The 23,813-nt window shown below is 69.9% G+C and carries 21 protein-coding genes and 1 tRNA gene; 11 read left to right on the top strand and 11 right to left on the bottom strand.

Annotation, left to right across the window (positions count from 1 at the left end):
* Nucleotides 1-99: 99 nt before the first annotated feature.
* The 4 genes from AB0M47_RS16735 to AB0M47_RS16720 all read left to right on the top strand — a co-directional run bounded on the left by AB0M47_RS16735 (nt 100) and on the right by AB0M47_RS16720 (nt 2,439).
* The gene (locus AB0M47_RS16735; RefSeq protein WP_363413893.1) at nt 100-672 is read left to right on the top strand and encodes a DUF998 domain-containing protein; all 573 of its coding nucleotides are present in this window, start codon (nt 100-102) and stop codon (nt 670-672) included.
* A 90-nt stretch (nt 673-762) separates the two neighbouring features.
* On the top strand, nt 763-1,140 hold the full coding sequence (locus tag AB0M47_RS16730; RefSeq protein ID WP_363413890.1) for a hypothetical protein: 378 nt from the start codon (nt 763-765) through the stop codon (nt 1,138-1,140).
* A 282-nt stretch (nt 1,141-1,422) separates the two neighbouring features.
* A complete protein-coding gene (locus AB0M47_RS16725; protein WP_363413887.1) occupies nt 1,423-1,809 on the top strand; it encodes a hypothetical protein in 387 nt (128 codons plus the stop codon).
* Between the two features lie 66 nt (nt 1,810-1,875).
* Nucleotides 1,876-2,439 (top strand): hypothetical protein, encoded by a 564-nt coding sequence (locus AB0M47_RS16720; protein WP_363413884.1) that lies wholly within the window; start codon nt 1,876-1,878, stop codon nt 2,437-2,439.
* Nucleotides 2,440-2,549: 110 nt separating this feature from the next.
* On the opposite strand, the gene AB0M47_RS16715 is transcribed toward AB0M47_RS16720, so the two are convergent.
* Nucleotides 2,550-2,623 (bottom strand) — tRNA-Gly (locus AB0M47_RS16715).
* A 220-nt stretch (nt 2,624-2,843) separates the two neighbouring features.
* On the opposite strand from AB0M47_RS16715, the gene AB0M47_RS16710 reads away from it, so the two are divergent.
* Nucleotides 2,844-3,809, top strand: a complete 966-nt coding sequence (locus tag AB0M47_RS16710) for a zinc metalloprotease (RefSeq protein WP_363413881.1) — start codon at nt 2,844-2,846, stop codon at nt 3,807-3,809.
* 81 nt (nt 3,810-3,890) lie between these two features.
* On the opposite strand, the gene AB0M47_RS16705 is transcribed toward AB0M47_RS16710, so the two are convergent.
* Nucleotides 3,891-4,433, bottom strand: a complete 543-nt coding sequence (locus tag AB0M47_RS16705) for a pyridoxamine 5'-phosphate oxidase family protein (protein ID WP_363413879.1) — start codon at nt 4,431-4,433, stop codon at nt 3,891-3,893.
* 95 nt (nt 4,434-4,528) lie between these two features.
* On the opposite strand from AB0M47_RS16705, the gene dcd reads away from it, so the two are divergent.
* Entirely contained in the window at nt 4,529-5,107 is a 579-nt protein-coding gene (gene dcd / locus AB0M47_RS16700; protein ID WP_363413876.1) for a dCTP deaminase, read from the top strand.
* Here dcd and AB0M47_RS16695 read toward each other — a convergent pair.
* Complete coding sequence (locus tag AB0M47_RS16695; protein ID WP_363413873.1) at nt 5,104-5,742, bottom strand: GNAT family N-acetyltransferase; 639 nt, start codon at nt 5,740-5,742, stop codon at nt 5,104-5,106. The two genes, dcd and AB0M47_RS16695, sit on opposite strands and share 4 nt — an antisense overlap.
* A gap of 122 nt (nt 5,743-5,864) precedes the next feature.
* On the opposite strand from AB0M47_RS16695, the gene AB0M47_RS16690 reads away from it, so the two are divergent.
* The gene (locus AB0M47_RS16690) at nt 5,865-7,112 is read left to right on the top strand and encodes a PP2C family protein-serine/threonine phosphatase (protein WP_363413871.1); all 1,248 of its coding nucleotides are present in this window, start codon (nt 5,865-5,867) and stop codon (nt 7,110-7,112) included.
* Here AB0M47_RS16690 and AB0M47_RS16685 read toward each other — a convergent pair.
* Complete coding sequence (locus AB0M47_RS16685; protein WP_253759326.1) at nt 7,109-7,249, bottom strand: hypothetical protein; 141 nt, start codon at nt 7,247-7,249, stop codon at nt 7,109-7,111. The genes AB0M47_RS16690 and AB0M47_RS16685 overlap by 4 nt on opposite strands.
* Nucleotides 7,250-7,500: 251 nt before the next feature.
* Here AB0M47_RS16685 and AB0M47_RS16680 point away from each other — a divergent pair, with 251 nt between their 5' ends.
* The 4 genes from AB0M47_RS16680 to AB0M47_RS16665 all read left to right on the top strand — a co-directional run bounded on the left by AB0M47_RS16680 (nt 7,501) and on the right by AB0M47_RS16665 (nt 12,819).
* A complete protein-coding gene (locus tag AB0M47_RS16680) occupies nt 7,501-9,351 on the top strand; it encodes an acyl-CoA dehydrogenase (RefSeq protein WP_363413868.1) in 1,851 nt (616 codons plus the stop codon).
* Nucleotides 9,352-9,486: 135 nt separating this feature from the next.
* On the top strand, nt 9,487-10,170 hold the full coding sequence (locus tag AB0M47_RS16675) for a hemolysin III family protein (RefSeq protein ID WP_253759330.1): 684 nt from the start codon (nt 9,487-9,489) through the stop codon (nt 10,168-10,170).
* Nucleotides 10,171-10,238: 68 nt separating this feature from the next.
* Nucleotides 10,239-10,970, top strand: coding sequence for a 5-oxoprolinase subunit PxpA (locus AB0M47_RS16670; protein WP_363413865.1), 732 nt, complete (start codon nt 10,239-10,241; stop codon nt 10,968-10,970).
* Between the two features lie 46 nt (nt 10,971-11,016).
* Entirely contained in the window at nt 11,017-12,819 is a 1,803-nt protein-coding gene (locus AB0M47_RS16665) for an NHL domain-containing thioredoxin family protein (RefSeq protein WP_363413862.1), read from the top strand.
* A gap of 178 nt (nt 12,820-12,997) precedes the next feature.
* Here AB0M47_RS16665 and AB0M47_RS16660 read toward each other — a convergent pair whose 3' ends face one another.
* The 7 genes from AB0M47_RS16660 to AB0M47_RS16630 form a co-directional block, all read right to left on the bottom strand.
* A complete protein-coding gene (locus AB0M47_RS16660; RefSeq protein WP_363413860.1) occupies nt 12,998-14,290 on the bottom strand; it encodes an MFS transporter in 1,293 nt (430 codons plus the stop codon).
* 84 nt (nt 14,291-14,374) lie between these two features.
* Entirely contained in the window at nt 14,375-17,086 is a 2,712-nt protein-coding gene (locus AB0M47_RS16655; protein WP_363413857.1) for a hypothetical protein, read from the bottom strand.
* 126 nt (nt 17,087-17,212) lie between these two features.
* Nucleotides 17,213-18,850, bottom strand: a complete 1,638-nt coding sequence (locus AB0M47_RS16650) for an ABC transporter permease (RefSeq protein ID WP_363413854.1) — start codon at nt 18,848-18,850, stop codon at nt 17,213-17,215.
* Complete coding sequence (locus AB0M47_RS16645) at nt 18,841-19,587, bottom strand: ABC transporter ATP-binding protein (protein WP_253759342.1); 747 nt, start codon at nt 19,585-19,587, stop codon at nt 18,841-18,843. Before AB0M47_RS16645 ends, AB0M47_RS16650 begins: the two co-directional genes overlap by 10 nt.
* Before the next feature lie 112 nt (nt 19,588-19,699).
* Nucleotides 19,700-21,178: a cation acetate symporter gene (locus AB0M47_RS16640; RefSeq protein WP_363413851.1), complete on the bottom strand. Its 1,479-nt coding sequence runs from the start codon at nt 21,176-21,178 to the stop codon at nt 19,700-19,702.
* A complete protein-coding gene (locus AB0M47_RS16635) occupies nt 21,175-21,594 on the bottom strand; it encodes a hypothetical protein (RefSeq protein WP_253759346.1) in 420 nt (139 codons plus the stop codon). Before AB0M47_RS16635 ends, AB0M47_RS16640 begins: the two co-directional genes overlap by 4 nt.
* A 40-nt stretch (nt 21,595-21,634) precedes the next feature.
* On the bottom strand, nt 21,635-23,782 hold the full coding sequence (locus AB0M47_RS16630) for a DUF4153 domain-containing protein (RefSeq protein ID WP_363413848.1): 2,148 nt from the start codon (nt 23,780-23,782) through the stop codon (nt 21,635-21,637).
* Between the last annotated feature and the right edge of the window lie 31 nt (nt 23,783-23,813).

Genomic DNA, 23,813 nt, shown 5'->3' with positions numbered 1-23,813 from the left:
GCGGACCCCTACGGGACAGTCACCTAGCTCGCGCGACGGAGAGCTGAACCCGTCGCGACGGCGATGTCTCGCGACCGGCGTACGACGAGCATCTCCCTCATGAATCGCCTGTCGCTCGCCCTGTTCGGGCTGCTCCTGTCCGCCTTCCTCATCGTGGCCGGCCACCTCGACGGCGACGGACTGTCGCCGTGGATCCACACCATCAGCGACTACGCCGCCGCTGATCGCGGCGGCGCGGTGGAGACCGGGATGGGCCTGGCCGCGCTCGCCACGCTGGCCTTGCTGCCGTCGGTCTACCGGGCTGACCGGCTGGCCGCCGTCCTGCTGAGCGTCTGGAGCGGCGCGCTCCTGGTCGCCACGGTCCTGCCCACCGACCCGGTCGGCGAGGCGTTGAGCCAGACCGGCTACCTCCACCGGTACGCCTCCACAGTGGCCTTCGCGGCGTTGCTCGCCGCCGGGCTGCGCCTCGGCTTCCGCCGGCTCACCGGCGTCGGTGTGGCCGGCGGAGTGGCCATGCTCGCCTCGACCTACCTCTTCCACCGATACGCCATCGGCCTCACCGAACGTGTCATGGCCGCCGCCGAGCTGAGCATGCTCATCGCCCTGACCTGGAGCCTGCTGCGCGCCTCGGTCCGGGCGTACGCCCCCACAGCCGTCCCCGCCCATGCCTGACGGCCTGCCTGAATGCGACAGTCCGCCGCGGCACTCTCTGTGTCAAGGCGACCTTGACGGTCGAGTGAGCGTCAAGGTAGCCTTGACGGCATGTTGATCGAGAAGGCCTGCACCACGGACATCACGCAGGCGGTGACCGCCGCCAGCCTGGCCGCCGTGAACGAGGCGAGCCGCCAAGCCGACCGAATCCTCGGCCCGCGCCCCCTCCCCGAAACGCCCGACTGGGAAGCCGAGCAGGGCGACCCGGCGATCCAGCGGGACATCGCCACGGGCCTGCTGCAACTGCGGATCGAACTGGGACTCGGGCTCGACCCGTTCGGCACCGTGCTGGGCCTGCGTCGCTGGGGTGCCACGTGGGAACTCATCGCGCGGGCGGCCGGAGTCAGTCGCCAGGCGGCGCACGAGCGATGGGGCAAACGCGTACGCGAGACGCTGGGCATCCCGGAGAACGCCGAAGCCGGCCTCTGACGAGGCCGGCTTCGCGGAAGGCGCTCAGCGAACGGAAAACACAAAGCCCAGGCCCCGAATGATCCCGGTGACCTGGGCTTTCTGTGAAGAGCGGGTGAAGGGAATCGAACCCTCACTGTCAGCTTGGGAAGCAACCGAGCAAGATCCGCCGATGAGATCACTCCACAGGCACTCGTATGCGACGTTGAGGATCGGGGCACGAGCTGGTTCACCTGGTCCAGCGTCGCATCTGCTGCGGAAGTCACCCACGCTCACCGATATGAGAACGGCACCAGCCAGACGATGTCCGGCAGCCGCACGGCTGAATTTCAGACCTCAGTGACTGCCGGGATCACCATCACTCAGGGCGGCGGCGTGAGCGCAAGCATCATCGTGGCAAGTCTTGATGGTCAAACGAGCCTTTCGTTGCAGGCGTCGGGCTCGGTTACGCGGACGTACAACATCTCGGTCACGGTCAACATTGCGCCGGGCAAGATTGTGATCGCGTACGGCGGAACGACGAAGGTCACTGGAAAATACACTCGCTATTACTGCAACACTGCAGGTTCGATCACGCAGGTTCAAGCCGGGACGGCGAAGTCCTGGAATATCGAGACAAGCGGTGGGCAGCAATGCGACCTGTCGCCGATCTCGTCCCTCGCCTCGTTGGCGAAGACCCGCTACTGCTGATGTGCTGGGTGGTCGCTGCGACCCGCAGCGACCACCTTCAGGGGGCAAACGATGAAAGCAGCAACAGTGATGGTTCTGCTCGCCACCGCGCTAATGGCGGGCTGCAGCGCAAATGACGACCCGTCGCCAGCGCTGCCGCAGAAGTCTGCTTCCACAACGGCGGCCTGCGCTCCCGAGGTAGCAGCCATCAAGTGGGAGACGCCTGCGGTCGTGCGCACGCTCACCGGCGCGACGAGATTGACCGTTAGCGCCAATGGGGAACGGTCGATTGGTGTGGTGAAGCAAGACCAGCCAGCAGTCACCAAGATCAATGGATTTTCGGATAGTGAGCGTTGGCGTGCCTGGATCTTGAAGGAGGCTACCGCGACGCTACAACGTCCGTTCGATGTCTCCTCCGGGCCGGCACTCGCCGAGGTCGACCAGTTTCTCGATGGCATGACAAAGACGGGCGACTACATCGGGTTCGTGGGAGTCTTCGCCGTGACGGCAGACTTCAGAATCACATGTGAGGGGCAACCGCCGCTCGCTGGGAGCCTTGTCGGCTGGGATTCTTCGACTTCCGGCGTCCTGGAATGTGGCCGGCCACCTGCGCCGGAGAGCTTCGCCGCACTGGCTTCGCAGTATTGCTGATCAGCCAAGTTCGCCTTGGTGCTGCAGGATCGAGCGCGTACTCGGTTGGTCTTCTTCAAGTCGGACCGAGTACCGCGCTCGCAGGCCTACGACCCCTGGGTCTTCTCTCTTGGAGCGGGTGAAGGGAATCGAACCCTCACTGTCAGCTTGGGAAGCTGATGTTCTGCCATTGAACTACACCCGCAGGCGGCGCAACTCTATCAGGTCCGACCCGGCCGTGCGTAACCCCGGCATCCGATGATCGGCTGATGCCGATGCCACGATGATGATCAGTGCCCGGCGACAGTCAAACCCATGCGCACTATTCTCGATCGCGATCGATCCTCCGTAGCGTCCGAGGGACCCCCGACATCGGGGCGCACTGTCGCGACACGACTACCGGCGTGTCGTGGGGAGGAGAAGGCATGGCAGACGCAGGGCGTACGCCCAGGAAGCGTGCGGCCGGACTAGCGGTGGCCGCAGCGGCCGCCTTCGTGCTCAACGCATCGCCTGTGGCGTTGGGCGCGTTCGCGGCGACGTCGGCGGCGTGCTACGACCCGGTCGCCAGCGGTGCGGCCAGCGCCAAGGCGAAGCCCGGCAGCGTCGGCAAGGTCGACCCGAACGAGTTGACCGCCGCGCAGACCGATGCCCGTGAGAAGGAGACCAACGCCCTGCTGAAGGGCAAGGGTAAGACGCCGGGCACGGTCACGGCCGCCGCGACGATCACCATTCCGGTGATCGTCCACGTCGTCAGCTCGGACGGCACGCGGGCCAACGGCAACATCCCCGACAATCTGATCGCCGCCCAGCTCGACGTGCTCAACAAGTCGTACGCGGGCGTCTACGGCGGTACGGCGACGGCGTTCCAGTTCCAGCTGGTGAAGGTGAACCGCGTCGTCAACCCGGCGTACTACCCGATCGTCTACGGCTCGCAGGGCGAGAAGGCGATGAAGGCGGCGCTGCGCGAGGGCGACGCCGGCACGCTCAACATCTACACCGGTCTGCTCAGCGACGACCTGCTCGGCTGGGCGACCTTCCCGACCAAGAAGCTGTCCACTTCGGATGGCGTGGTGATCCTGGCCGAGTCGGTCCCGGGTGGCACCGCGACGCCCTACAACGAGGGTGACACGGCGACGCACGAGGTCGGCCACTGGCTGAACCTCTACCACACCTTCCAGGGCGGCTGCTCCAAGCAGAACGACAAGGTCTCCGACACCCCGGCCGAGGCGTCGGCGGCGTTCGGCTGCCCGGTCGCCCGCGACACCTGCACGGCGTCGGGCGTCGACCCCATCCACAACTTCATGGATTACACCGACGACGCCTGCATGTACGAGTTCACCGCGGGCCAGGCCCAGCGGATGCTCGACGGGTGGACGGCGTACCGGGGCTGACAGAAGTCTCGCCGCGTTGACTGACTGCGAGGTCAACGCGGCGAGAGAACGACGGGGGACAGGGTCCGAAGCCGGGGGGCCTCAGGCCGCGATCACATCCCGTAGCACCGCGGGGACATGCCCGCGTCGCCATCCTCGGCGGCGCGGGCTTCGTCGTTCGGGCGACGACTCGCGCCACACCTGCGCGACGCCGGATCGGGCTCGCCCGTCGCTGGTCGGACCCATGGGCGAGTGCATCATCGCGACCTCGACCTGCAGTTCGAACAGCCGCCAGTCGACGGAGTCGTCGGCGCCGGCCCGGGCGGCGATCCGGGCGATGACCGCCGGGTCCTCGACCGGCCGGGCCGTCCCGGTCAGGTACGCCTCGACGTCGGTCTCCTCGGCCGGGAACGCGTGCAGCGCGTATCGCCCGTCGCGTTCGAGGTCCCGGCGTTTCGGCGAGTCGATGAGGAAGCAGTACACACCCTCCTCGGTGATGAGCGGAGAGACCGGGTGCACCCGCGGGCCGCCGTCGGACCGGACCGTGGCGAGATAGCCCAGTCCCGGGCCGTACTGGTGGAACAGCGCACGGATCTGCGCGGCGAGCCGGGGAGAGGCCGCGGCGAACTGCGTCCAGGAAGCCATACACACATTCTATAGAACAGACGTACGAACACCTAGCCGAATCGCCGAGGTAGCGCGGAAGTAGTACATAAGGCCGGGCAGGTAGAGTCCCAGGGGTGCTGCTCTCCGACCGTGATCTCGTTGCCGAGCTGAAGGCCGGCAGTCTGCTCCTCGACCCCTTCGAGCCGGACCTGATTCAGCCGTCGAGCATCGACGTCCGGCTCGACCGGCATTTCCGGGTCTTCAACAACCACCTCTACACCCACATCGATCCGGCCGTCCAGCAGGACGACCTGACCGCCTGCGTCGAGGTGGACGACGACCAGCCGTTCGTCCTGCATCCGGGCGAGTTCGTGCTGGCCTCGACCCTCGAGGTGGTCACCCTCGGCGAGCAGCTGGCCGGTCGCCTGGAGGGCAAGTCGTCCCTCGGCCGCCTCGGCCTGCTCACCCACTCGACGGCCGGCTTCATCGACCCCGGCTTCTCCGGCCACGTCACGCTCGAGCTGTCGAACGTGGCCAACCTCCCGATCAAGCTCTGGCCCGGCATGAAGATCGGCCAGCTCTGCCTCTTCCGGCTCTCGTCGCCGGCCGAACACCCCTACGGCTCGTCCGTCTACGGCTCGCGCTACCAGGGGCAGCGCGGCCCGACGCCGAGCCGCTCGTGGCAGAACTGGCGGACCTGGCCCACGCGCTAGCTCAGCCCGAACATCTCCAGACAAGGGTCCAAACCCTCGATCTCCACTGGTACGCGGGAATGCAGCGCCCAGCGCTCGCGGGTGAGTCGCAGCCGCCGCGAGATCGTCGGCCGGCCGCGTACCGCGTCGACTTGGACGCCGTCGGGCTGATAGCCCAGCTTCTCCGAGACCCGTAGCGACGAGTGGTTGTCCAGGAAGGCGGCCGAGCAGGCGCTCAACGCGTCGAGGCCGTCGAAGGCCAGCGCGAGGACGGCCGCCCGCATCTGGGTGCCGAGGCCCTGGCCGTGGAAGCTTCGTCCCATCCAGGACCAGGTACGCACTTCGCGCGTGACGGCGTACTCCTTGGCGCTCATGATCTGCCGCCCGATCGGCTCGCCGTCGCGGAAGGCGACCAACCCGAGGCTCCAGTCGTCGGGCCGCCACTGGCCGAGTTCGGCGAGCGCGCCGAGGATCACCCGCCGCCCGACGTCGGGCTCCTGGGTCCACGGATGCATGAACGGCAGGACGTCCGGGTCATGGATGCCCGCCGCGGCGACGTCCCCCAGACGGGCGAGTTCCGCCAAGTCGGCCAATCGGAGTTCCAGATCAGGCGTACGCACCCGTAAGCCGTACAGCGGGAGATGAGCTACCAGCACCGGGTCATCCTTGAGGTTGACCGCTTGATGGGCAACCGGTTAACCACGCGCCCCTCATCCGCCCGGTCAGAATGCGGTCGTCTGTCGGGTCAACCTCATCGTCGTAGCGTCCGCGATCCGGCATGCTGATTGCCGTACTCGAACGACTGCTGTGGTCGTCTCGCCGGCCACTGACCCCAGGCACCCGCGCCGGCGTCGGCGCGGCCGCCATCCTGCTCTTCTTCCTGGCGATACTGGAGTGGGCCGACGGCCCCGAACCGCATTACATCGGCCTGATGGCGACGGCGCCGTTCCTCGCGGCCGCCTTCGCTCCGTGGCGTTCGGTGCTGGTCGCGGGCGGTCTGGCCACCGCGCTCGGCACCGTCTTCGCGGTGATGAGCGGCGCTCGCGGCCAGACCACGCTGCTCAACGTCATCGGGATCGGCCTCGCGACCGGCTTGGCGGCCGCGGCCGCGGCGGTACGTCAGAAGCAGGCCGAGCGGATCGCCGAGCTGTCCCACCTCGCGATGATCGCCCAGCAGGCCGTCCTGCGCCCGCTCGGGCCGACCGTCGGCGGATTGTCGATCGCCGGCCGATACATCTCCGCCACCGCGGCGGCCGACATCGGGGGCGACCTGTTCGAGGCGGTCGAGACGGCCTACGGCGTACGCATCATCGTCGGCGACGTCCGGGGCAAGGGTCTGGAAGCCGTCCGGCTGGCGAGCATCGTGCTCGGGTCCTACCGCCATGTCGCGTACGACCGGGCCGATCTGCGGGCCATCGTGGCCGACCTGGATCGAGCGGTCGCCCGCAGCGTCGGTGAGGAAGACTTCGTCACCGCGGTCCTCGTCGAGGAACGCGGCGGGACGCTGACCGTGGTCAACTGCGGTCACCCCGCGCCGCTGCTGCTCCGGCGGGGCAACGTCATCCCGCTCGAGCCGCCGGCCCCGGCGCCGCCGCTGGGCTTCCTGCCGTCGGTGAAGGCGCGGGTGGAACGCCTGGAACCCGGTGACCGGCTGCTGATCTTCACCGACGGACTCGCTGAGGCCCGCCGGGACGGCCGGTTCTTCCCGATCGCGGAGCGCGCCTGGCGTCTGCTCGGCCATGGGACCGTCGGCGACGGGCTGGCCTCGATCGAGACGGCACTGGTCGAATGGGTGCACGGGCGACTCGACGACGACATCGCGCTCGTCCTGCTCGAATACACCGGTCCGCAGTCCGGCGGTCCGATGCCCAGCTGGGAGGTCGGCACCGCACCTTCGGCGTCGGCCCGGCCGGCCCTGGAGGAGGGCGGGTCTCCGCCACGGGCGCCCTCACCCGGTCCGCACCCCGATCGGCCGGACGCCGGTCCGATCCAGCCGAGCGGTCCGCGCTCTACGCGTACCGCCTAGGAGACGACGCGAGCCGCTCGGGCGCGACGGGCCTGGCCCACGACGAAAGCCGCCGGCAGGACGAACGGTGCGCGGTGCCGCCCGATGTAGCGGGCGGGGGTGCGGCTGTCGAACAGCCGGGCGATGATCACCTTCATGGTCGGTTCCTCCCCTGTCGAGTCACTCTCTGGAACGAAAGCCCCCCAAGAAGGTGACGGGGGAAGCGGCGTGTCGGGTTGCCCTGGTCCGGGCCGACCTACTCACTTTTCCGACGTATGGGATGAAACAGGCACTATCTGCGACCCGCGCGGTGATTTCTCCCCGGCCGGTTACCGCCGAGTAATGTTTGCGCGCTAGAGTCGAGGTTACTGATCGGTAACCGGCACACACCAAAGGGCTTGGGGAAGCGATGACGCACTACAAGAGCAACCTTCGGGACCTGGAGTTCAACCTCTTCGAGGTCTTCGAGACGCCGTTCGGAACCGGCCCGTACGCCGACGTCGACGCGGAGACGGCGCGGGGCGTGCTGGCTGAGGTCGACCGGCTGGCGCGAGTCGACCTCGCGGCGAGCTTCGCCGAGGCCGACCGCAATCCGCCGGTCTTCGACCCCGCGACGCACTCCGTCACCGTTCCGGACGCCTTCAAGAAGTCCTTCCAGGCGTTCATGGACTCCGAGTTCTGGCTGCTCGACCTGCCTTCGACGGTGGGTGGCACGCTCGCGCCGCGCAGCCTCTGGTGGACCCTCGCCGAGATGGTGCTGGGCGCCAACCCGGCCATCTGGATGTACTCGTCCGGCCCGTCCTTCGTGAACACCATCCTCTCGGAGGGCACGGAGGAGCAGAAGAAGTGGGCGCAGATCTTCGTCGACCGCCGCTGGGGCTCGACCATGGTGCTCACCGAGCCGGACGCCGGCTCCGACGTGGGCGCCGGGCGGACCAAGGCGATCCCGCAGCCCGACGGCTCCTGGCACATCGAGGGCGTCAAGCGCTTCATCACGTCCGGTGACCAGGACATGACCGAGAACATCATCCACTACGTGCTGGCCCGTCCGGTCGACACTCCCGGCGTGGGCGGACCCGGCACCAAGGGCCTGTCGCTGTTCCTGGTGCCGAAGTTCCACTTCGACCCGGAGTCGGGCGAACTGGGCGAGCGCAACGGCGTCTTCACCACCAACGTCGAGCACAAGATGGGCCTGAAGGTCTCGGCCACCTGCGAGATGACGTTCGGCGGGCACGGCGTACCGGCGAAGGGCTGGCTGCTCGGCGAGGTGCACGAGGGCATCCGGCAGATGTTCCTCATCATCGAGAACGCCCGCATGATGGTCGGCACCAAGGCGATCTCCACCCTGTCGACGGGCTACCTCAACGCGCTGGAGTACGCCAAGGAGCGCGTCCAGGGCGGCGACCTCAAGGCGATGACCGACAAGACGGCTCCCCGCGTCACGATCACCCACCACCCCGACGTACGCCGCTCGCTGATGCTGCAGAAGGCGTACGCCGAGGGCCTGCGCGCGCTCTACATCTACGCGGCGCAGTGGGCGGACAAGGCGCGCATCGCGACGGCGGCCGGCGACGCCGACGCGGCGAAGCAGGCGACGAAGATCAACGACCTGCTCCTGCCGCTCGTCAAGGGCGTCGGCTCGGAGAAGGCGTTCGAGCTGCTCGGCTCGGAGTCGCTCCAGACCTTCGGCGGATCCGGTTTCCTCCAGGACTACCCGCTGGAGCAGTACGTCCGCGACTCGAAGATCGACTCCCTCTACGAGGGCACCACCGCGATCCAGAGCCTCGACCTGTTCTTCCGCAAGATCGTCCGGGACAACGGCAAGGCCATGCTCACGGTCGCCGCGGAGATCTCGGAGTTCCTCTCCGACGACAACGAGAACAGCGAGCTCAAGCAGGAGCGCGAGGCGCTGGGCAAGGCCGCGATGGAGTTCCAGCGGATGGTCGGCGTGCTGACCGGCTGGCTGGGCGAGGCCGCCGGGGGCGACCCCGACGCCGTCTACAAGGTCGGCCTGCACTCCCGCCGGCTGCTGCTGGCCCTGGGCGACCTGGTCGTCGGCTGGCTGCTCCAGCGGCAGGCGACCGTCGCGCTGGCCGCGCTGAACGGCGAGGTCACCGAGGCGGACCGGGCGTTCTACACCGGCAAGATCGCGGCGGCGAAGTTCTTCGCCTCCGAAGTGCTGCCGGAGCTGGGTGCTTCCCGCCGGATCATTGAGGGCGCGTCGCTCGACCTCATGCAGCTCGACGAGGCTGCGTTCTGATTCTCTCCTGATTCTGTTGCGGCACAACGGTTTCATCGACGGCGTCGGGGCATTCCGCCTCGGCGCCGTCCACTGTTCCGGTGAAGATTGCCACAACCTACGGTCTCGTAACCTACGGTGCCGTAACCTAATCACGTGAGCACGACCGCCGACCTCAAGCAGAAGCTGAAGCCGATCGACATCGGCAAGCCGCGCCTGCGCGGCTGGCTTCACGCGTACGCGTTCTTCATCGCCCTCGCCTGTGGGGCAGTGCTGGTCACGCTGGCCGCGTTCCGGCCCGGCATCGCGCCCGTCGTCAGCGTCGCCATCTACAGCGTCACCGTCTGCGGGCTCTTCGGGATCAGCGCCCTCTACCACCGTCGGGTGTGGAGCGAGCGCGGGTACCAGATCATGCGGCGGCTCGACCACGCCATGATCTTCGTCTTCATCGCCGGGACGTACACGCCGTTCTGCGTACTGCTGTTGGATCAGGGCAAGGCGACCGTGCTGCTGATCATCGTCTGGGCCGGCGCGGTCGCCGGGGCGGCGCAGTCGCTGATCTGGCCGCACGCTCCGCGATGGGTCTCCGCCCCGATGTACATCGCCCTCGGCTGGGTCGCCGTCGCGGTGCTGCCCGACATCCTCCACAACGGTGGCGTCACGGCGCTGGTGCTGCTGCTCGCCGGTGGGGCGGCGTACACCGTCGGCGCGGTCTTCTATGCGCTGCGCCGGCCGAACCCGTGGCCGACGGTCTTCGGCCACCACGAGTTCTTCCACGCCTGCACTCTGGTGGCCGCCCTCTGCCACCAGATCGCCGTCTACTTCGCGCTCTACGCCTGACTCCGCCCGCCCGCGATGATGGCGTGGGGAACGCGGCGGCGGCGTGGTGGCGTCGGTACGGTGAGCGGATGGATCTCAACGCGGACCTCGGCGAGGGCTTCGGGCACTGGAACCTCGGCGACGACGACGCCCTGCTCGCCGTCGTGACCAGCGCCAACGTGGCCTGCGGCTTCCATGCGGGGGACGCCGGGATCATGCGCCGGGTCTGCGCGGGCGCGGCGGAGCGCGGCGTCGTCATCGGGGCGCAGGTGGGATACCGGGACCTGGCCGGGTTCGGCCGACGCAAGATCGAATACGAGCTTCCCCAGCTGCGGGACGAGCTGATCTACCAGGTCGGGGCCCTGCAAGCGCTGGCGGCCAGTGAGGGTGCGCAGGTCCGGTACGTCAAACCGCACGGCGCCCTCTATCACGCGGTCGACCACGTTCCGGCCGTCGTCGAGGCCACGATGGCGGTCGGCCTGCCGCTGTTGTGCGCGCCGGAATCCGTGTTGTCGACGGAAGCCGCTGATTCCGGCGTACAAGTCGTCTTCGAAGGGTTCGCGGACCGCGCCTATCGCGCGGACGGCACGCTGCTCCCGCGCGACAAGCCTGGCGCGGTGATCGGCGACACCGAGGAGGTCGTGGCCCGCGCCTTGCTCATGGCCGTGGACCAGCGCGTCATCGCGCTCGACGGGACGGTGGTCCCGCACAACGTCGACTCGATCTGCGTGCACGGTGACACACCCGGGGCGGTCACGCTCGCTCAACGGGTACGCACAGCGCTGGAGTCAGCGGGGGTGGACCTCCGTCCGGCGGTGTGATCGGGTCGTCTCGCGGTTCAAGGTCAGCATGCGGCAGGATTGTCGGATGCGAGTGAGGGCGCCGGAGCTGCGCGGTCGAGGCTGGTTGAACACGGGCGGCAAGGAGCTGAAGCTCGCCGACCTGCGCGGCAAGATCGTCGTCCTGGACTTCTGGACGTTTTGCTGCATCAACTGCCTGCATGTCCTCGACGAGCTGCGCCCGCTGGAGCAGAAGTACGCCGACGTCCTGACGATCATCGGGGTGCACTCGCCGAAGTTCGAGCACGAGAAGGATCCCGACGCCCTCGCCGCGGCGGTCGAGCGGTACGGCGTCGAGCACCCGGTGCTGGACGATCCCCAGCTGGAGATGTGGCAGCAGTACACGGCCAAGGCGTGGCCGACGCTCAGCGTCGTCGACCCGGAGGGCTATCTCGTCGCGAGCATGGCCGGCGAAGGGCACGCCGAAGGGCTCACCCGGCTGATCGAGCAGATCGTCGCCGAGCACGACGCGAAGGGGACGCTGCATCGGGGCGACGGGCCGTACGTGCCGCCGCTGCCCAGCAAGACCGCGCTGCGCTTCCCGGGCAAGGCGCTGGCACTGCCCGGTGGGAGCCTACTTGTCAGCGACTCCGCCCGGCACTCGCTCGTCGAACTCGACGCCGACGGCGAGACGGTGCTGCGCCGGCTCGGCTCCGGTACGCGAGGTCGCGCCGACGGCGGTCCCGCCACGGCCGGCTTCTCCGAGCCGCAGGGCCTGTGCCTGCTGCCCACGAAGGTCGCCGAGCAGGTCGGCTATGACGTCGTCGTCGCCGACACCGTGAACCACCTGCTCCGGGGCGTACGCCTGGAGACCGGAGAGGTCACCACGATCGCCGGCACCGGACGGCAGTGGCGGTCGACGGTGGACTTCCACGCGCACGACGCGACCAGCGTCGACCTGTCGTCCCCGTGGGACGTCGCCTACTACGACGGGCGCATCGTGATCGCGATGGCCGGCATTCACCAGCTCTGGTGGTTCGACCCCATTCGGCGGACCGCCGGGGCGTACGCCGGAACCACCGTGGAGGCGTTGCGCGACGGCGACCTGGAGCAGGCGTGGCTGTCGCAGCCCTCGGGCCTGTCGGTGTCGGCGGACGACGCGCGACTGTGGTTCGTGGACTCCGAGACGAGCGCGCTGCGCTACATCGAGGACGACCAGCTGCACACCGCCGCCGGGCAGGGCCTGTTCGACTTCGGGCACGTCGACGGCCCGGCCGAGACCGCGCTCCTGCAACACCCGCTGGGCCTCTGCGCGTTGCCCGACGGCTCGGTGCTCATCGCCGACACCTACAACGGGGCGATCCGCCGGTACGCCGACGGCCAGATCTCCACGGTGGAAGCCGGATTGGCCGAGCCCAGCGACGTGATCGTGGCCGCCGACGGATCCGTCCTCGTGGTGGAGTCCGCCGCCCATCGGCTCATCCGGCTGGCGCCGGGCGCCGTGGACTCGCTCGTGGACGGCGGCCGGCTCTCGGTCGAACGCCCGGCCACCCCGATCAGCTCAGGCGACGTCACGCTGGAGATCCTGTTCACGCCGCCGCCCGGCCAGAAACTCGACGAGACCTACGGTCCGTCCACGCGACTGGAAGTGTCGGCGTCCCCGCCGGAGCTGCTCCTCGAAGGTGCCGGTGTGACGACCTCGCTCGTCCGGCAGCTCGTCATCAACCGGGCCGTGCCCTCGGGCGTACTGCAAGTCGTGGCGCAAGCGGCGACGTGCGACGCCGACGTCGAGCACGCCGCCTGCCACCTGGCCCGGCAGGACTGGGGCGTGCCCGTGACGGTCGACGACGCCGCCTCCGACCGGCTGGCGCTCGCCCTGCTCGCCCGCTGACCCCCCGGCTTTCCGCTGGCCGCTGGCCGCTGGCGCGGTCACGGCTGGCGGGGCGTGTTGATCTAGGCGCGGAATGGTTGCCGGGGCAGCCCTTTCTCGCCAAGATCAGCCTGCTGCGGGCTGGGCCCGTAAGGCTGGGCGGCTAAGACTGGGCGGGTAAGGCTGGGAGGGGCAGCGGTCAGGCGGTGACGGACTGCGGATTGCCCACCGCTTCGACCTGCGGCGCTTCGAGGCCGTCCTGTTCCGGCGTGATCAAGCGGCGCAGTGAGAGTGCCAGCAGCGACGCGACCAAGCAGCCGCCGACGGTCAGCGCGACCCAGATCCCGGCGTGCCCACCGGCGATCAGCGGCGCGGCGGTCACCGGGCCGACGATGCCGCTGATGCTCCAGACCATCGAGCCCAGGGCGTTGAAACGGCCTCGCAATTCGTCCGTGGCCAGCGCGTTGATCAGCGTCGGGTTCACCGGCGAGATGAGTGTCTCGGCCGAGGCGAAGACGGCCGCGCTCGCGATGACGGCGATGCTGGAGATCACCGCGTTGCGTCCGTCGACGACCCCGGCGATGCCGAGGATCAGCCAGGACGCACCCATGATCACCCCGACGAGGGCCAGCACTCGGGTTCGGCTGCGCCGCTGGATGAGGCGTACGACGATGAGCTGCGCCAGGACGATGACCAGGGTGTTCGCCGTGAACGCCAGCGCGACCACCCGTTCCTTGACGTGCGCGACGTCGATGGCGAACGCGGTGAAACCGACTTCGATCTGGGCGTACCCGCTGATCGTCATCACGACGCTGAAGGCGAGCAGCCGCCGGAAGCCCTTGTGGGCGAAGACTTCCCGGTAGCCCGCCTTACGTGCGGCCGGCTGGCCGGCCGGGGCCGAGACGGTGAGCTGCTGCCCGACCCCGCGCATGAAGAGCAGGTTGAGGAACGGAATCAGGTACGCGATCGCGTCGAGCGTGTAGATCAGCTGGAACGTGCTCGGCTGCTTGATGTCGACGATGGACCCGGCGATCACCGAGCCGACGCCGATGCCCAGGTTGAGCAGCGTGAAGTTCAAGCCGAACGTCTTCTGCCGCTCGTGTTCCTCGGTGACCGAGGAGAGGATGACGTTGACGCCCGCCCAGATGACGCCGCCACCGAGGCCGATGAGGGTGGCCGCGCCGACGGCGAGGGCGACGTTGTGCACCAGGCCCATGCTGAAGACCCCGGCCGCCTCGACGAGCAGCATCGGCACGACCACGCGGCGTGCGCCGTACCGGTCCACCGCCCAGCCGCCGATCGGGCCGATGACCAGGGCACAGACTGCGATCCACGCCATCACGAGACCGGCGGTGAACGCCGAGATGTCCCGGACCTTCGTCAGGTAGATGAACATGAAGGGCAGCGTGAGTCCCCGGCCGATCGCCGAGAAGATCGTGGCCAGCAGGATGCGCCGGGCCTCGACACGCCGAGGCAGCAGGTCATGCAGCATGCACCCATACTTGCGGCCGGGTACGACACTCGGCCAGCGAGTTTCCGTAAGGCGTGTCGGTGATCACACGCCTTACGGAAGTGGTCAGGCGACGGGCTCCAGGCAGTAGATGTCCGAACCCTGGGTCAACGCGTCGTTCTGCGGGTTCGGGCAGTCCTTCTGGTCGGCGACCTTCTTCACGATCTTGAAGGCGCCGGTTCCGGCCGTACCACAGTCCACGACCGACGCGGAGTTGCCGCTGCGCTGCACACACTGCCCGACCGCCAGCGCGTCGTCGCTGCCGCCGCCGAACAGCTTGTTGACGGCGAAGAGTACGCCGAAAGCAACGCCGATCAGCAGTACACAGGCCGCGATGACCATCACGAGCACCTTCGCCGTACCACCCTTGGCCGGGGCGGGCTCCGGTTCGGCGCTGAACTTGTCGAACCGGCCCTGCTCCTGCGCGGGCGGGCTCGGCGGCTGCTGCTGCGGCGGTACGCCACCCGGGCGCTGCTGCGGAATCGAGGGCGCCGACGGCTGCTCACCCCAGGCGCTCGGCGGCGGCGTACTGGGCTGGGCGGGCGGAGCGGACGCCGACTGCGCCGGTCCCATCAGGTCGCTGTACGCCGACATCCCAGCCCCACGACCGGCCGGAGCCGGACTGACCGGCGGCTGGATCGTGGTCTGCGACGGCATCGCCGCCTGCGGGGGAGCCGGAGCGGCGGCCGGTGCACCCGATCCGTACACGGTCGGCTGAGTGGGGCTGCCGTACACCGTGGGCTGGGACGGAGCACCGTAGACCCCGGGCTGCCCGGAAGTCTGCGGTACGCCACCGGCCTCGGCCGGCGAGATGCGGCCGACCGACACGGACGCGCGGGCCGAAGCCTGCGCGGGCCGGCCCTGCGGGACCGCCTGCGCCGGAATCTGCGGTGCGGCCTGCTCGGGTGCGGCGGCGGGGCTGCCGTACTGCGCCGGAGCGGACTGCGCAGCCGGTGAACCGTACGTTCCCGGAGTCGGCGCGGGGCTCGTCGGCGCGGGCGGCGCCATGGGCAGGTTCGACGGGGGTTCCTCCGCCGGGGGAGTCGCCGGCTGCGAGGCGGTCGAGCCGTAGACCCGGCCCGAGCCACGCGACTGCGGCACGGCTTCGGCGGGCGGAGCGATCCGGCTCGCCACCGGGACGGCGGCCTTCGCGACCGTTCCCGCGGCGGCTCCAGCCGCTCCCGCGACGACGGCGGCCGCGACGGGCGCGGCGACCGGAGGCGGCGGGGTCGGCGCGGTCTCCGGAGCCGGTGCGGGCGCACCGTACACACTGGACTCGGCAGCGGGCGCGGGTGCGGCCGAACCGTAGACGCCGCCACTCGACGCGGGCTCGCCATACGACGGCGCCGCATCGCTGTATGCCGGTGCCGGCTCGCTGTACGACGACGCGGGCTCGCTGTAGGACGGAGCGGGATCGCTGTACGACGCCCCGTTGTACGCCGGTGCCGGGTCGCTGTAAGACGGTGCGGAGTCGCTATAGGACGATGCCGGCGCCGGCTCGGGCTCGGCGTACGAGGGCGCTGAGTCGTGGGCGGGGGCCGAGTCGTATGCGGGCGCAGCCGAGCCGTAGACGCCGCCGCCGCTGGACGGCGCGGCACCATAGCCGCCACCGCTGGAGGGCGCAGCACCGTAGCCACCGCCGCTGGACGGCGCGGCTGAGCCGTAGACGCCGCCACCACTCGACGGCGCGGCTGAGCCGTAGACGCCGCCACCACTCGACGGCGCGGCTGAACCGTAGACGCCCGCGTCGGAGGACGGCGACGACTGTGTTGGCGGCGGGGTCGCCGGGGAGATCGGCTCTTCGAAGACCGACGTGTACGAGCGCGGCTCCGAAGCGGGCTCGGCGGGCGCTTCGCCGCCGAACGGGGACCAGCCCGTCGAATTCGCCTCGGGGATCTCGAACGCCCAGCTCCCGGTACGCCCTTCCGGCGCGGCCGACGAAGCGCCCCCGCCGGCGGAAGACCCGGCGGAAGCGGTGGGCGCGGGCGACTCCTCGACCGGCGGCGGACCGCTGGGTGCGAAGGACTGCCAGGCCGGCGGCGACGACTGAGCCCACGACGGGGTCTCCTCCGCGCGCCCGGCCGTGCTCCAGGCGTCCGGCGCCGGCTCGGCCGGGTTCGGCAGCGGGACCACCGCGGGCGGCGGAACGTACACCGATTCGCCCGGTTGCGGGGCGAACGACGTGTTCTGCGCGGGCGGCGGGTCGTAAGCCGACGACGACGGCGGATCGTACGAGGAAGACGGCGCCGCGTCGTACGACGACGAAGCGGGCGCGTCATAAGACGGCCGCGAGTCATAAGACGACTGCGCTGCCGGTGCGTCATAAGACGGCTGCGACTCATAAGACGGCTGAGCGTCATAAGACGGCCGCGAGTCGAAGGACTGCTGCGCTGGCGGCGCGTCATAAGACGACGGTGCGTCATAAGACGGCTGCGACTCATAAGACGGCTGAGCGTCGAAAGGCGGCCGCGAGTCGAAAGACTGCTGCGCCGGCGGCGCGTCATAAGACGGCGGCGCTTCGTGGGTCGGCTCGGCCGAGCCGCCGTCCGGCGGGAACCCACCGAACGCGGGCGCTGCGGCGGAGCCGTTGTAAGAGCCGGTCGGAGCGGGTTCAGCCGCCTCGTCCGCGCCGAACATCGGGAACGGCGAGGCCGGTGCCGCTGCGGTGGGCTGCCCGGGAGCGAAGTCCGGGAAGTCCTCGGCGGCCGGCGGTGTGCCGAACACGCCGTAGCGGTCCGACCCGGCGTTGCCCGCGTGGTCGGGGAACTCGGACGTCATTCGCGCGCCTCCTTCACGTACCGGTCGTACCGTACCGGTCCGCAGCGCAGACGGGAACCCGGGCCATGGGCCGACCTAGTCGTCGGAGTTGGGTGCCAAAACCGGACAGAACGAGAAAACCGCAGGTCAGCCGCGTGGTGTGATGGCCGCCAGCAGCTCCGGACCGCGCCGGTCGACTGCGTCACCGCCGATGATCACACCCAGCCAGACCGCACCCAGCCCGTACGCGACACCGACCGGCAAGGCCAGCCAGGTCCAGAGATCTCCCGCGAGGGCCGCGGCCAAGATCAGCGGTGTGGCCAGGATGACCGAGCCGACCATGGCGACCAGGGCGAGCAGGCTTTTGGTCAAGCCGCCGCCGGTGTTCACCGCGAACGGGTTCGACGTCTCGGGGAGGGCGTACGCGCCGAAGACGCTCACGATCAGGCACGCCGTGAGGCTGACCCCGTACCCGCCGAGCAGGATGCCGATCCGCGCCGGCAACTCGGCGGCGTCGCCTCCGAGCAGCGTCACGAGGATCGAGATGAGCACGATCAACGGGACGATGTAGAGGGAGTAGCCGATGATCCGGCTGCGGATCTCCCGTCGCCCCGGTACGCCGGTCGCCAGGTGCAACGCGTACGCCGTGCCGTCGAAGCCGAACTGGTTGGCGACCGCCACCGCGCCCAGTACGCCCACGAAAACCATCGACGCGGTGTGGATCGCCGGATTGTCGGGCAACGCCGGGGCATCCGCTTCGCTCGGGAGCAGCCCGGACGGGCCGAGGTTGAACAGCACCGGCAGGAAGACGCCGATGACGGCGAAGGTGATCAGGTTCGCCCGGCGCCGGGTGTCCCGCCACCAGTAGCGCGCCTCGCGTACCACCATCGCGCCCTCGGCCGTGGCCGGCACCCAGCGCAACCGGCCGAAGAACTGGGGCACCGGCGAGGCCGATCCGGCGGCGCGCCGGGGGCCGGAGGCGTCGGTCGCGCCGAGCATGGCCCGTTCGATGGTCGCCGACCACCACCACAGCAGCAGGCCGGTGGTGACGACGCCGATGCCGACCTTCGCGACCGCCGCGAGGTAGTCGCCCCGAGCGGCGGACACCGCGGCGGACCACGGCGCGGCCAGCGGGGTCCAGCCCAGGACCTCGGCGAAACCCTCCAACTTGGCGAAGTCGGCGCGGGAGAGCGCCGAGATCCCGAAGATCTGCGCCGGCCCGAGCAAGGCGACCAGCAGTGCGAGACCGATCGCGGCGAGATCGCGTACCCGTCGGGATCCCAGAAGATTGGCGAACGCGCTCGTGACCGCTCGCGAGAGCGCGACGCACATCAGCAGGCCGACCACGACGCCGACCGCGCTCACCACGGCCGGGAGCACCCCGTGACCGAGGGCGGACCCGATGACCAGACCGGAGGTCGCGAGCAGGGTGGCCGCGACCGGGACGCCGAGCAGCGCGGCCGTGAGCAGGCCGGTGATGAGCGTGCGCCGGGGGATCGGGAGCAGGGCGAACTTGGCCGGCGCGAGCGACTCGTCGACGCCGAACCAGAGCAACGGGCCGAACAGCCAGCCGATCACCAGCAGCGCCCCGCCGAGCGTCGGGACCAGGGCGGTCAGCTCCGGATAAGCCGGCTGCATCGAGGCGATCAGGGCCAGGCAGCCGCCGCCGCCGAACCAGGCGCCGAAGAACAGCGACAGCACGAACATCGCGACGCGCGCCGGTTTGCCGCGGAAGCCGTTGCGCAGCACCCGAAGTTTGAGCTGGGCGAAGAGTCTCACAGCCACTGGAGTTCCTCGCCGGTCGCGGTGCGGCCGCCGACCACCTCGACGAAGACCTCCTCCAGTTCGCGTCCGCCGGTGACCTGCTCCAGCGTGCCGACGGTCCGGATGCGGCCCTCCGCCATGATCGCGACGTGGCTGCACAGCCGCTCGACGACCTCCATGACGTGGCTGGAGAAGATCACCGTTCCGCCACCCTGGACGTACCGCTGCAGGATGTCGCGGATCAGCGACCCGCTCACCGGGTCGACCGCCTCGAACGGCTCGTCCAGCACCAGCATCCGGGGCGCGTGCAACAACGCGCAGGCCAGGGCGATCTTCTTCTTCATGCCGGCGGAATAGTCGATCACCAGCGTCCGGCCCGCGTCGGCCAGGGCCAAGACGTCCAGCAGCTCCTTCGCGCGCTGGTCCACGACCGCGCGGTCCATGCCCCGCAACATCCCCGTGTACGCGAGCAGCTCGGCCCCGTCCAGCCGGTCGAAGAGGCGTACGCCGTCCGGCATGACGCCGAGCAGCGCCTTGGCCTGGACGGGATCCGCCCAGACGTCGTGCCCGAGGACGACCGCGGTGCCCTGATCGGGGCGCAGCAGCCCGACCGTCATGCTCAGCGTCGTCGTCTTGCCCGCACCGTTCGGGCCGAGCAGCCCGAAGAAGCTGCCGGTCGGGACGTCGAGATCGACGCCGGCCACAGCGATTTTCTGGTCGAACCGCTTCACGAGGCCGCGCAGGGCGAGTGCTGTCACGTCCTGAGCTTAAGGTCCGCCCGCCCCCTCCCAGGTAGCCCTCTGCGCTGGATCAGGGATCTCGGTCGAATCTTGGGCAAGATCCGACCCGGAACCGTGATCCAGCGCCCAGTCAGGAGACCGCGCGCAGGGCTTCCGGTGCGTGCAGCCGGAACATGATCTGCCGGATGTCGGCGGGCACCCGGTGCTGGGTGGCGAACGACACCGCCACCATCACGGCGAAGGCGAGCGGCACCGTCCAGGCGGCCGGCTGGGCGATCAGTTCGCCAAGCGTCCCGGGTAGCTCCGGGCCGAACACCGTGACCAGGACCGACGCCGCCGCGGCTCCGCCGCCGGCCAGTACGCCGGCCGCCGCCCCGAGGTCGGTCAGCCCTCGCCACCAGGTGCCGAGGACGAGCAGCGGGCAGAAGCTCGACGCGGCGACCGCGAAGGCCAGACCGACCACTTGGGACACGTTGAGCCCGGTGACGTTGAGCGCGAGCACGAGCGGAACGGTCCCACCGAGTACGGCGGCCACCCGGAAGGCGCGTACCGATCCTCGCCCGAACACGTCGGTCGCCAGCACCCCAGCCACTGCGGTGAGCAGCCCGGACGCGGTGGAGAGGAAGGCGGCGAACGCCCCGGCCGCCACGAGCGCGCCGAGCAGCTGCCCCAGTACGCCGGTCCCGAGCGCCCGTTCCGGCAACAGCAGCACGACGGCGTCGCTGCGGCCCGAGGCCAACTCGGGGGTCCAGATGCGCCCGAGGACTCCGTAGAGCGTCGGGAACAGGTAGAACGCCCCGACCAAGCCCAGCACGACCAGCGTCGTACGCCGAGCGGCCGCCCCGTCCGGATTGGTGTAGAAGCGCACGAGGACGTGGGGGAGACCCATCGTGCCCAGGAAGGTCGCGAGCATCAGCGAATAGGTGCTGAACAGCCCGCGCTTGCCGCCCTCGCTCGGCAGCAGCCATTCCAGCGGGGCGGGCACGTGCGGTTGCCCGGTCGACCGCCAGTGCAGCACGAGGAAGATCGCCGGGACCGCGAGCGCGGTGAGCTTCAGCCAGTACTGGAAGGCCTGGACGAAGGTGATGGCACGCATGCCGCCGAACGCGACGTTCGCCGTCACCACCCCCGCGACCAGCACCGATCCGGCCCAGTAGGGCGAGCCCGTGACAGTCGCCAGGGTCAGCCCGGCCCCCTGGAACTGCGGAACGAGGTAGAGCCAGCCGATGAAGACGACGAACCCGGTGGCCAGCTTGCGCAACCGACGCGAACCGAGCCGGAGCTGGCAGAAGTCGGGCAGGGTGAAGGCGCCCGAGCGGCGCAGCGGCGCGGCGACGAACAGCAGCAACGCCAGGTAGCCCGCGGCGAACCCGACCGGATACCAGAGCATGTCCACGCCGAAGCGCAGGATCAGCCCGGCGACGCCGAGGAAGCTCGCCGCGCTCAGGTACTCCCCGCCGATCGCGGCCGCGTTCCAGGTCGGGCTGATCACCCGCGAGGCCACCAGGAAATCGCTGGTCGTGCGGGCGAGGCGCAGACCATAGGCCCCGATGGCCAGGGTCGCGAGGGTCACCACGCCGATCGCGGGCAGCAGATAGGGGTTGCTCACCGCCGCTCACCGCCGGCATCGCGATGCAGCGCGGCGAAGTCCGTCTCGTTGCGGTTCGCGAGGCGCACGAAGGCCACGCCGACGCCGATCAAGAAGGGGTACGCGAGTAAGCCGAGCAGCAGCCACGGCAAGCGGAATCCGGCGATCCTGACCTCGCCGAAGCTGGGCGCGAGGCTGAACAACAACGGCAGCGAGCCGAGCCCGACCAGCACCACGACGGCGAGCCGCAGCGCGAGGGCGAGCTGCGCCCGGACGAGGCCGCGCAGCAGAACGTCCTGAACGGCCGCCGGCGCGGCCGGATCGCCACCGCGCCGGGGGGTGGCGATCTCCGCGAGCACCACCCGCGTACGCACCGGGCCCGGCGGCTCATCAGCCCGCTGAGCAGCGGACTCGGAACCGTCGGGGGGCGGTGTCATGCCGGGAGTCTATCGACGAGGCAGGACACCGCCATCCCCCTCAGCGCTGGTAGTCGTACCCCCGGCGGCCCTGGCACGGGCCGAAACCGGCCGGGTAGCGCTCGGCGAGCAGCTGCCGGGCCTGTTCCCGGCTCCAGTTCCACTCGTACCAGTCGTCCTTGTCCTCCCGCAGGTTCCGGTCGATGTCGCCGAGTACGCAGTTCCGCGCGCTCTCCGGCAGGTTGACCAGGGCCGGCACGGCGTCGGCCGACAGCGCGCCCAGGTACCAGAGGTCGATCTTCTCGCCCGCCTGGTAGCGCTCGATGTTGTGCTGCGCGATGTAGTGCTCGGGGTTGAGCGCGGCCGCGCCGAGCAGCATGACGACCCAGATCCCGAGGACGGCCCGGGAGAGCCACGGCGCCTTCATCTTCCAGCCCGCCAGCAGCACGAGCAGGAAGCTGATGCCGAGGAACAGTTCCAGCATCGCCACGGCGAAGCGCTCCCGGGTCAGCCCGTACGTGTCGACGTAGAGCTGGAGCCGGGTCAGCGCGGAGACGACGATGACGATGCTCAGTACGCACAACGTCCCCAGCAGCACCCGCAGGGTCAGTCGCTCCCGGCGCTGCTCCTTGTGCCCCCAGCGGGCGGCGGCCGCCACGATCACCAGGGTCAGCAGCGAGACCACCACCAGCTGCCGGAACCCGCCGACGGCGTACTTGGCGTAGGTGACCTGCGCGTGCTCCAGGATGTAGGTGTTCCCGCCGAACAACGCGGTGAACTGGACGGCGACGAAGCCGACGAAGAGCAGGGCGAGCCCGGCCAGCGGCAGCGCGAGCAGGTCGCGGCCGAACAGCGGGCGGCCCGGGCTCTCCATGCCCCGCAGGTCCGGCGGGTTGCTCGCGAGGAACACCCCGCCCGCCGCGAGCAGCAGTCCCACGCACAGCAGGAAGATGCGCAGGATCAGGTTCCCCGCGTCCCAGTCTGGAATGACGTTGCCGATCCGGCTGAAGAACGCCTCGAGGTAGTGCGCGAAGACCGCGTCGGCCGAAGCGAACAGCGCCCCGAAGATGAGCAGCAGCACCAGAGTGATGACCACCGACAGCATCACGTTGGCGTTCCGCCGGGATCGGGCGGAGGCCGCCGCGGCGTCACCGTCCTGTCCGGCGGCCCGGCGTCGCTCGGCCCGGCGCGCGGCCATCCCGGCGAGGCTCTGAGCTACCCACGGGATGCTGCGGAACCCGGCGATGGGCGCGGCGACGACGCCGAACAGCATGGCCCGGACGGACTTGCCCCCGGCCGCGGCCAACGACGCGCACGCGAGCGCGCCGATGACGAAGTAGAAGGTGAGCAGCCCGGACGCCCGGATGGCGCTCATCGTCAGCAAGGCGAGCGCGGCCAGCCCCCAGACCAGACGCATGATCCGGTCGTTACGGCTGACCTCGGCGTCACTGCGCCAGGCGGCGTACCCGACGCCCAGGGCGGCGGCGAGACCGGCGATCGGCCAGCCGATGCCCGGCTTGCTCAGCGGCAACGCCAGGGCGAAGCCCAGCCCGCCGAGCAGGATGCCCAGCAGCGCCAGGACGGGTGCCGGATGCCTCGGACCCGGCCAGCGGGTCTGCGTGAAACTCGGCGGCGGCGTACGCGGGGCGTAGCCAGGCGGGTTGGTCCAATACCCGGTCGGCGGCACCGGCGGATAAGGCGGCCCCGGCTGCGGGAACCCAGGCGGCGGGGTCTGCGGCGGCACCTGAAACACCGGCTGCCCGGCCGGCTGGGCCATCGGCTGCTGCGGAATCGGCTGCTGGGCCATCGGCTGCTGCGGAATCGGCTGTCCGGCCGGTTGGGCGATCCGTTGCTGCTGCGCTGGCTGCTGCTGCGCGGGCTGCGCGGTCGGCTGCCCGACCGGCTGTTGCGGAGCCGACTGGGCGACGGGCCGCGTGGGAACCGACGGCGAGGCGATCGGCGCTGCCTCAGCGGCCACCGCTGCTGCGGCAGTTTCGGCGGCCACCGTCTCAGGCGCGTCAGCATCGGCGAGCTCAGCCGCTGCTACGGCGTTGGCCGGAGCGGCCTTCTTCGCCGGCGTCGCCTTCTTGGCTGTGGCGGCCTTAGCCGGGGCGGCCTTAGCCGGGGTCGCCTTGGCTGGAGCCGCCTTCTTCGCGGGCGCGGCCTTCTTGGCGGGCGCGGCCTTCTTGGCCGGCGTCGCCTTCTTCACCGGGGCAGTCGCAGGCGGAATGGTCGCAGGC

The sequence above is a fragment of the Hamadaea sp. NPDC051192 genome (genome assembly GCF_040682475.1).
Taxonomy (GTDB): domain Bacteria; phylum Actinomycetota; class Actinomycetes; order Mycobacteriales; family Micromonosporaceae; genus Hamadaea; species Hamadaea flava.
Note: the sequence above shows the minus strand (reverse complement) of the source record. Positions and strands in the feature narration are given on the sequence as shown.

Bases quoted from the DNA above. Each gene is read 5' to 3' on its own strand.
- AB0M47_RS16735 (WP_363413893.1), top strand. From the start codon at position 100: ATGAATCGCCTGTCGCTCGCCCTGTTCGGGCTGCTCCTGTCCGCCTTC.
- AB0M47_RS16730 (WP_363413890.1), top strand. From the start codon at position 763: ATGTTGATCGAGAAGGCCTGCACCACGGACATCACGCAGGCGGTGACC.
- AB0M47_RS16725 (WP_363413887.1), top strand. From the start codon at position 1,423: ATGTCCGGCAGCCGCACGGCTGAATTTCAGACCTCAGTGACTGCCGGG.
- AB0M47_RS16710 (WP_363413881.1), top strand. From the start codon at position 2,844: ATGGCAGACGCAGGGCGTACGCCCAGGAAGCGTGCGGCCGGACTAGCG.
- AB0M47_RS16705 (WP_363413879.1), bottom strand. From the start codon at position 4,433: ATGGCTTCCTGGACGCAGTTCGCCGCGGCCTCTCCCCGGCTCGCCGCG.
- AB0M47_RS16690 (WP_363413871.1), top strand. From the start codon at position 5,865: ATGCTGATTGCCGTACTCGAACGACTGCTGTGGTCGTCTCGCCGGCCA.
- AB0M47_RS16685 (WP_253759326.1), bottom strand. From the start codon at position 7,249: ATGAAGGTGATCATCGCCCGGCTGTTCGACAGCCGCACCCCCGCCCGC.
- AB0M47_RS16680 (WP_363413868.1), top strand. From the start codon at position 7,501: ATGACGCACTACAAGAGCAACCTTCGGGACCTGGAGTTCAACCTCTTC.
- AB0M47_RS16670 (WP_363413865.1), top strand. From the start codon at position 10,239: ATGGATCTCAACGCGGACCTCGGCGAGGGCTTCGGGCACTGGAACCTC.
- AB0M47_RS16665 (WP_363413862.1), top strand. From the start codon at position 11,017: ATGCGAGTGAGGGCGCCGGAGCTGCGCGGTCGAGGCTGGTTGAACACG.
- AB0M47_RS16660 (WP_363413860.1), bottom strand. From the start codon at position 14,290: ATGCTGCATGACCTGCTGCCTCGGCGTGTCGAGGCCCGGCGCATCCTG.
- AB0M47_RS16655 (WP_363413857.1), bottom strand. From the start codon at position 17,086: ATGACGTCCGAGTTCCCCGACCACGCGGGCAACGCCGGGTCGGACCGC.
- AB0M47_RS16635 (WP_253759346.1), bottom strand. From the start codon at position 21,594: ATGACACCGCCCCCCGACGGTTCCGAGTCCGCTGCTCAGCGGGCTGAT.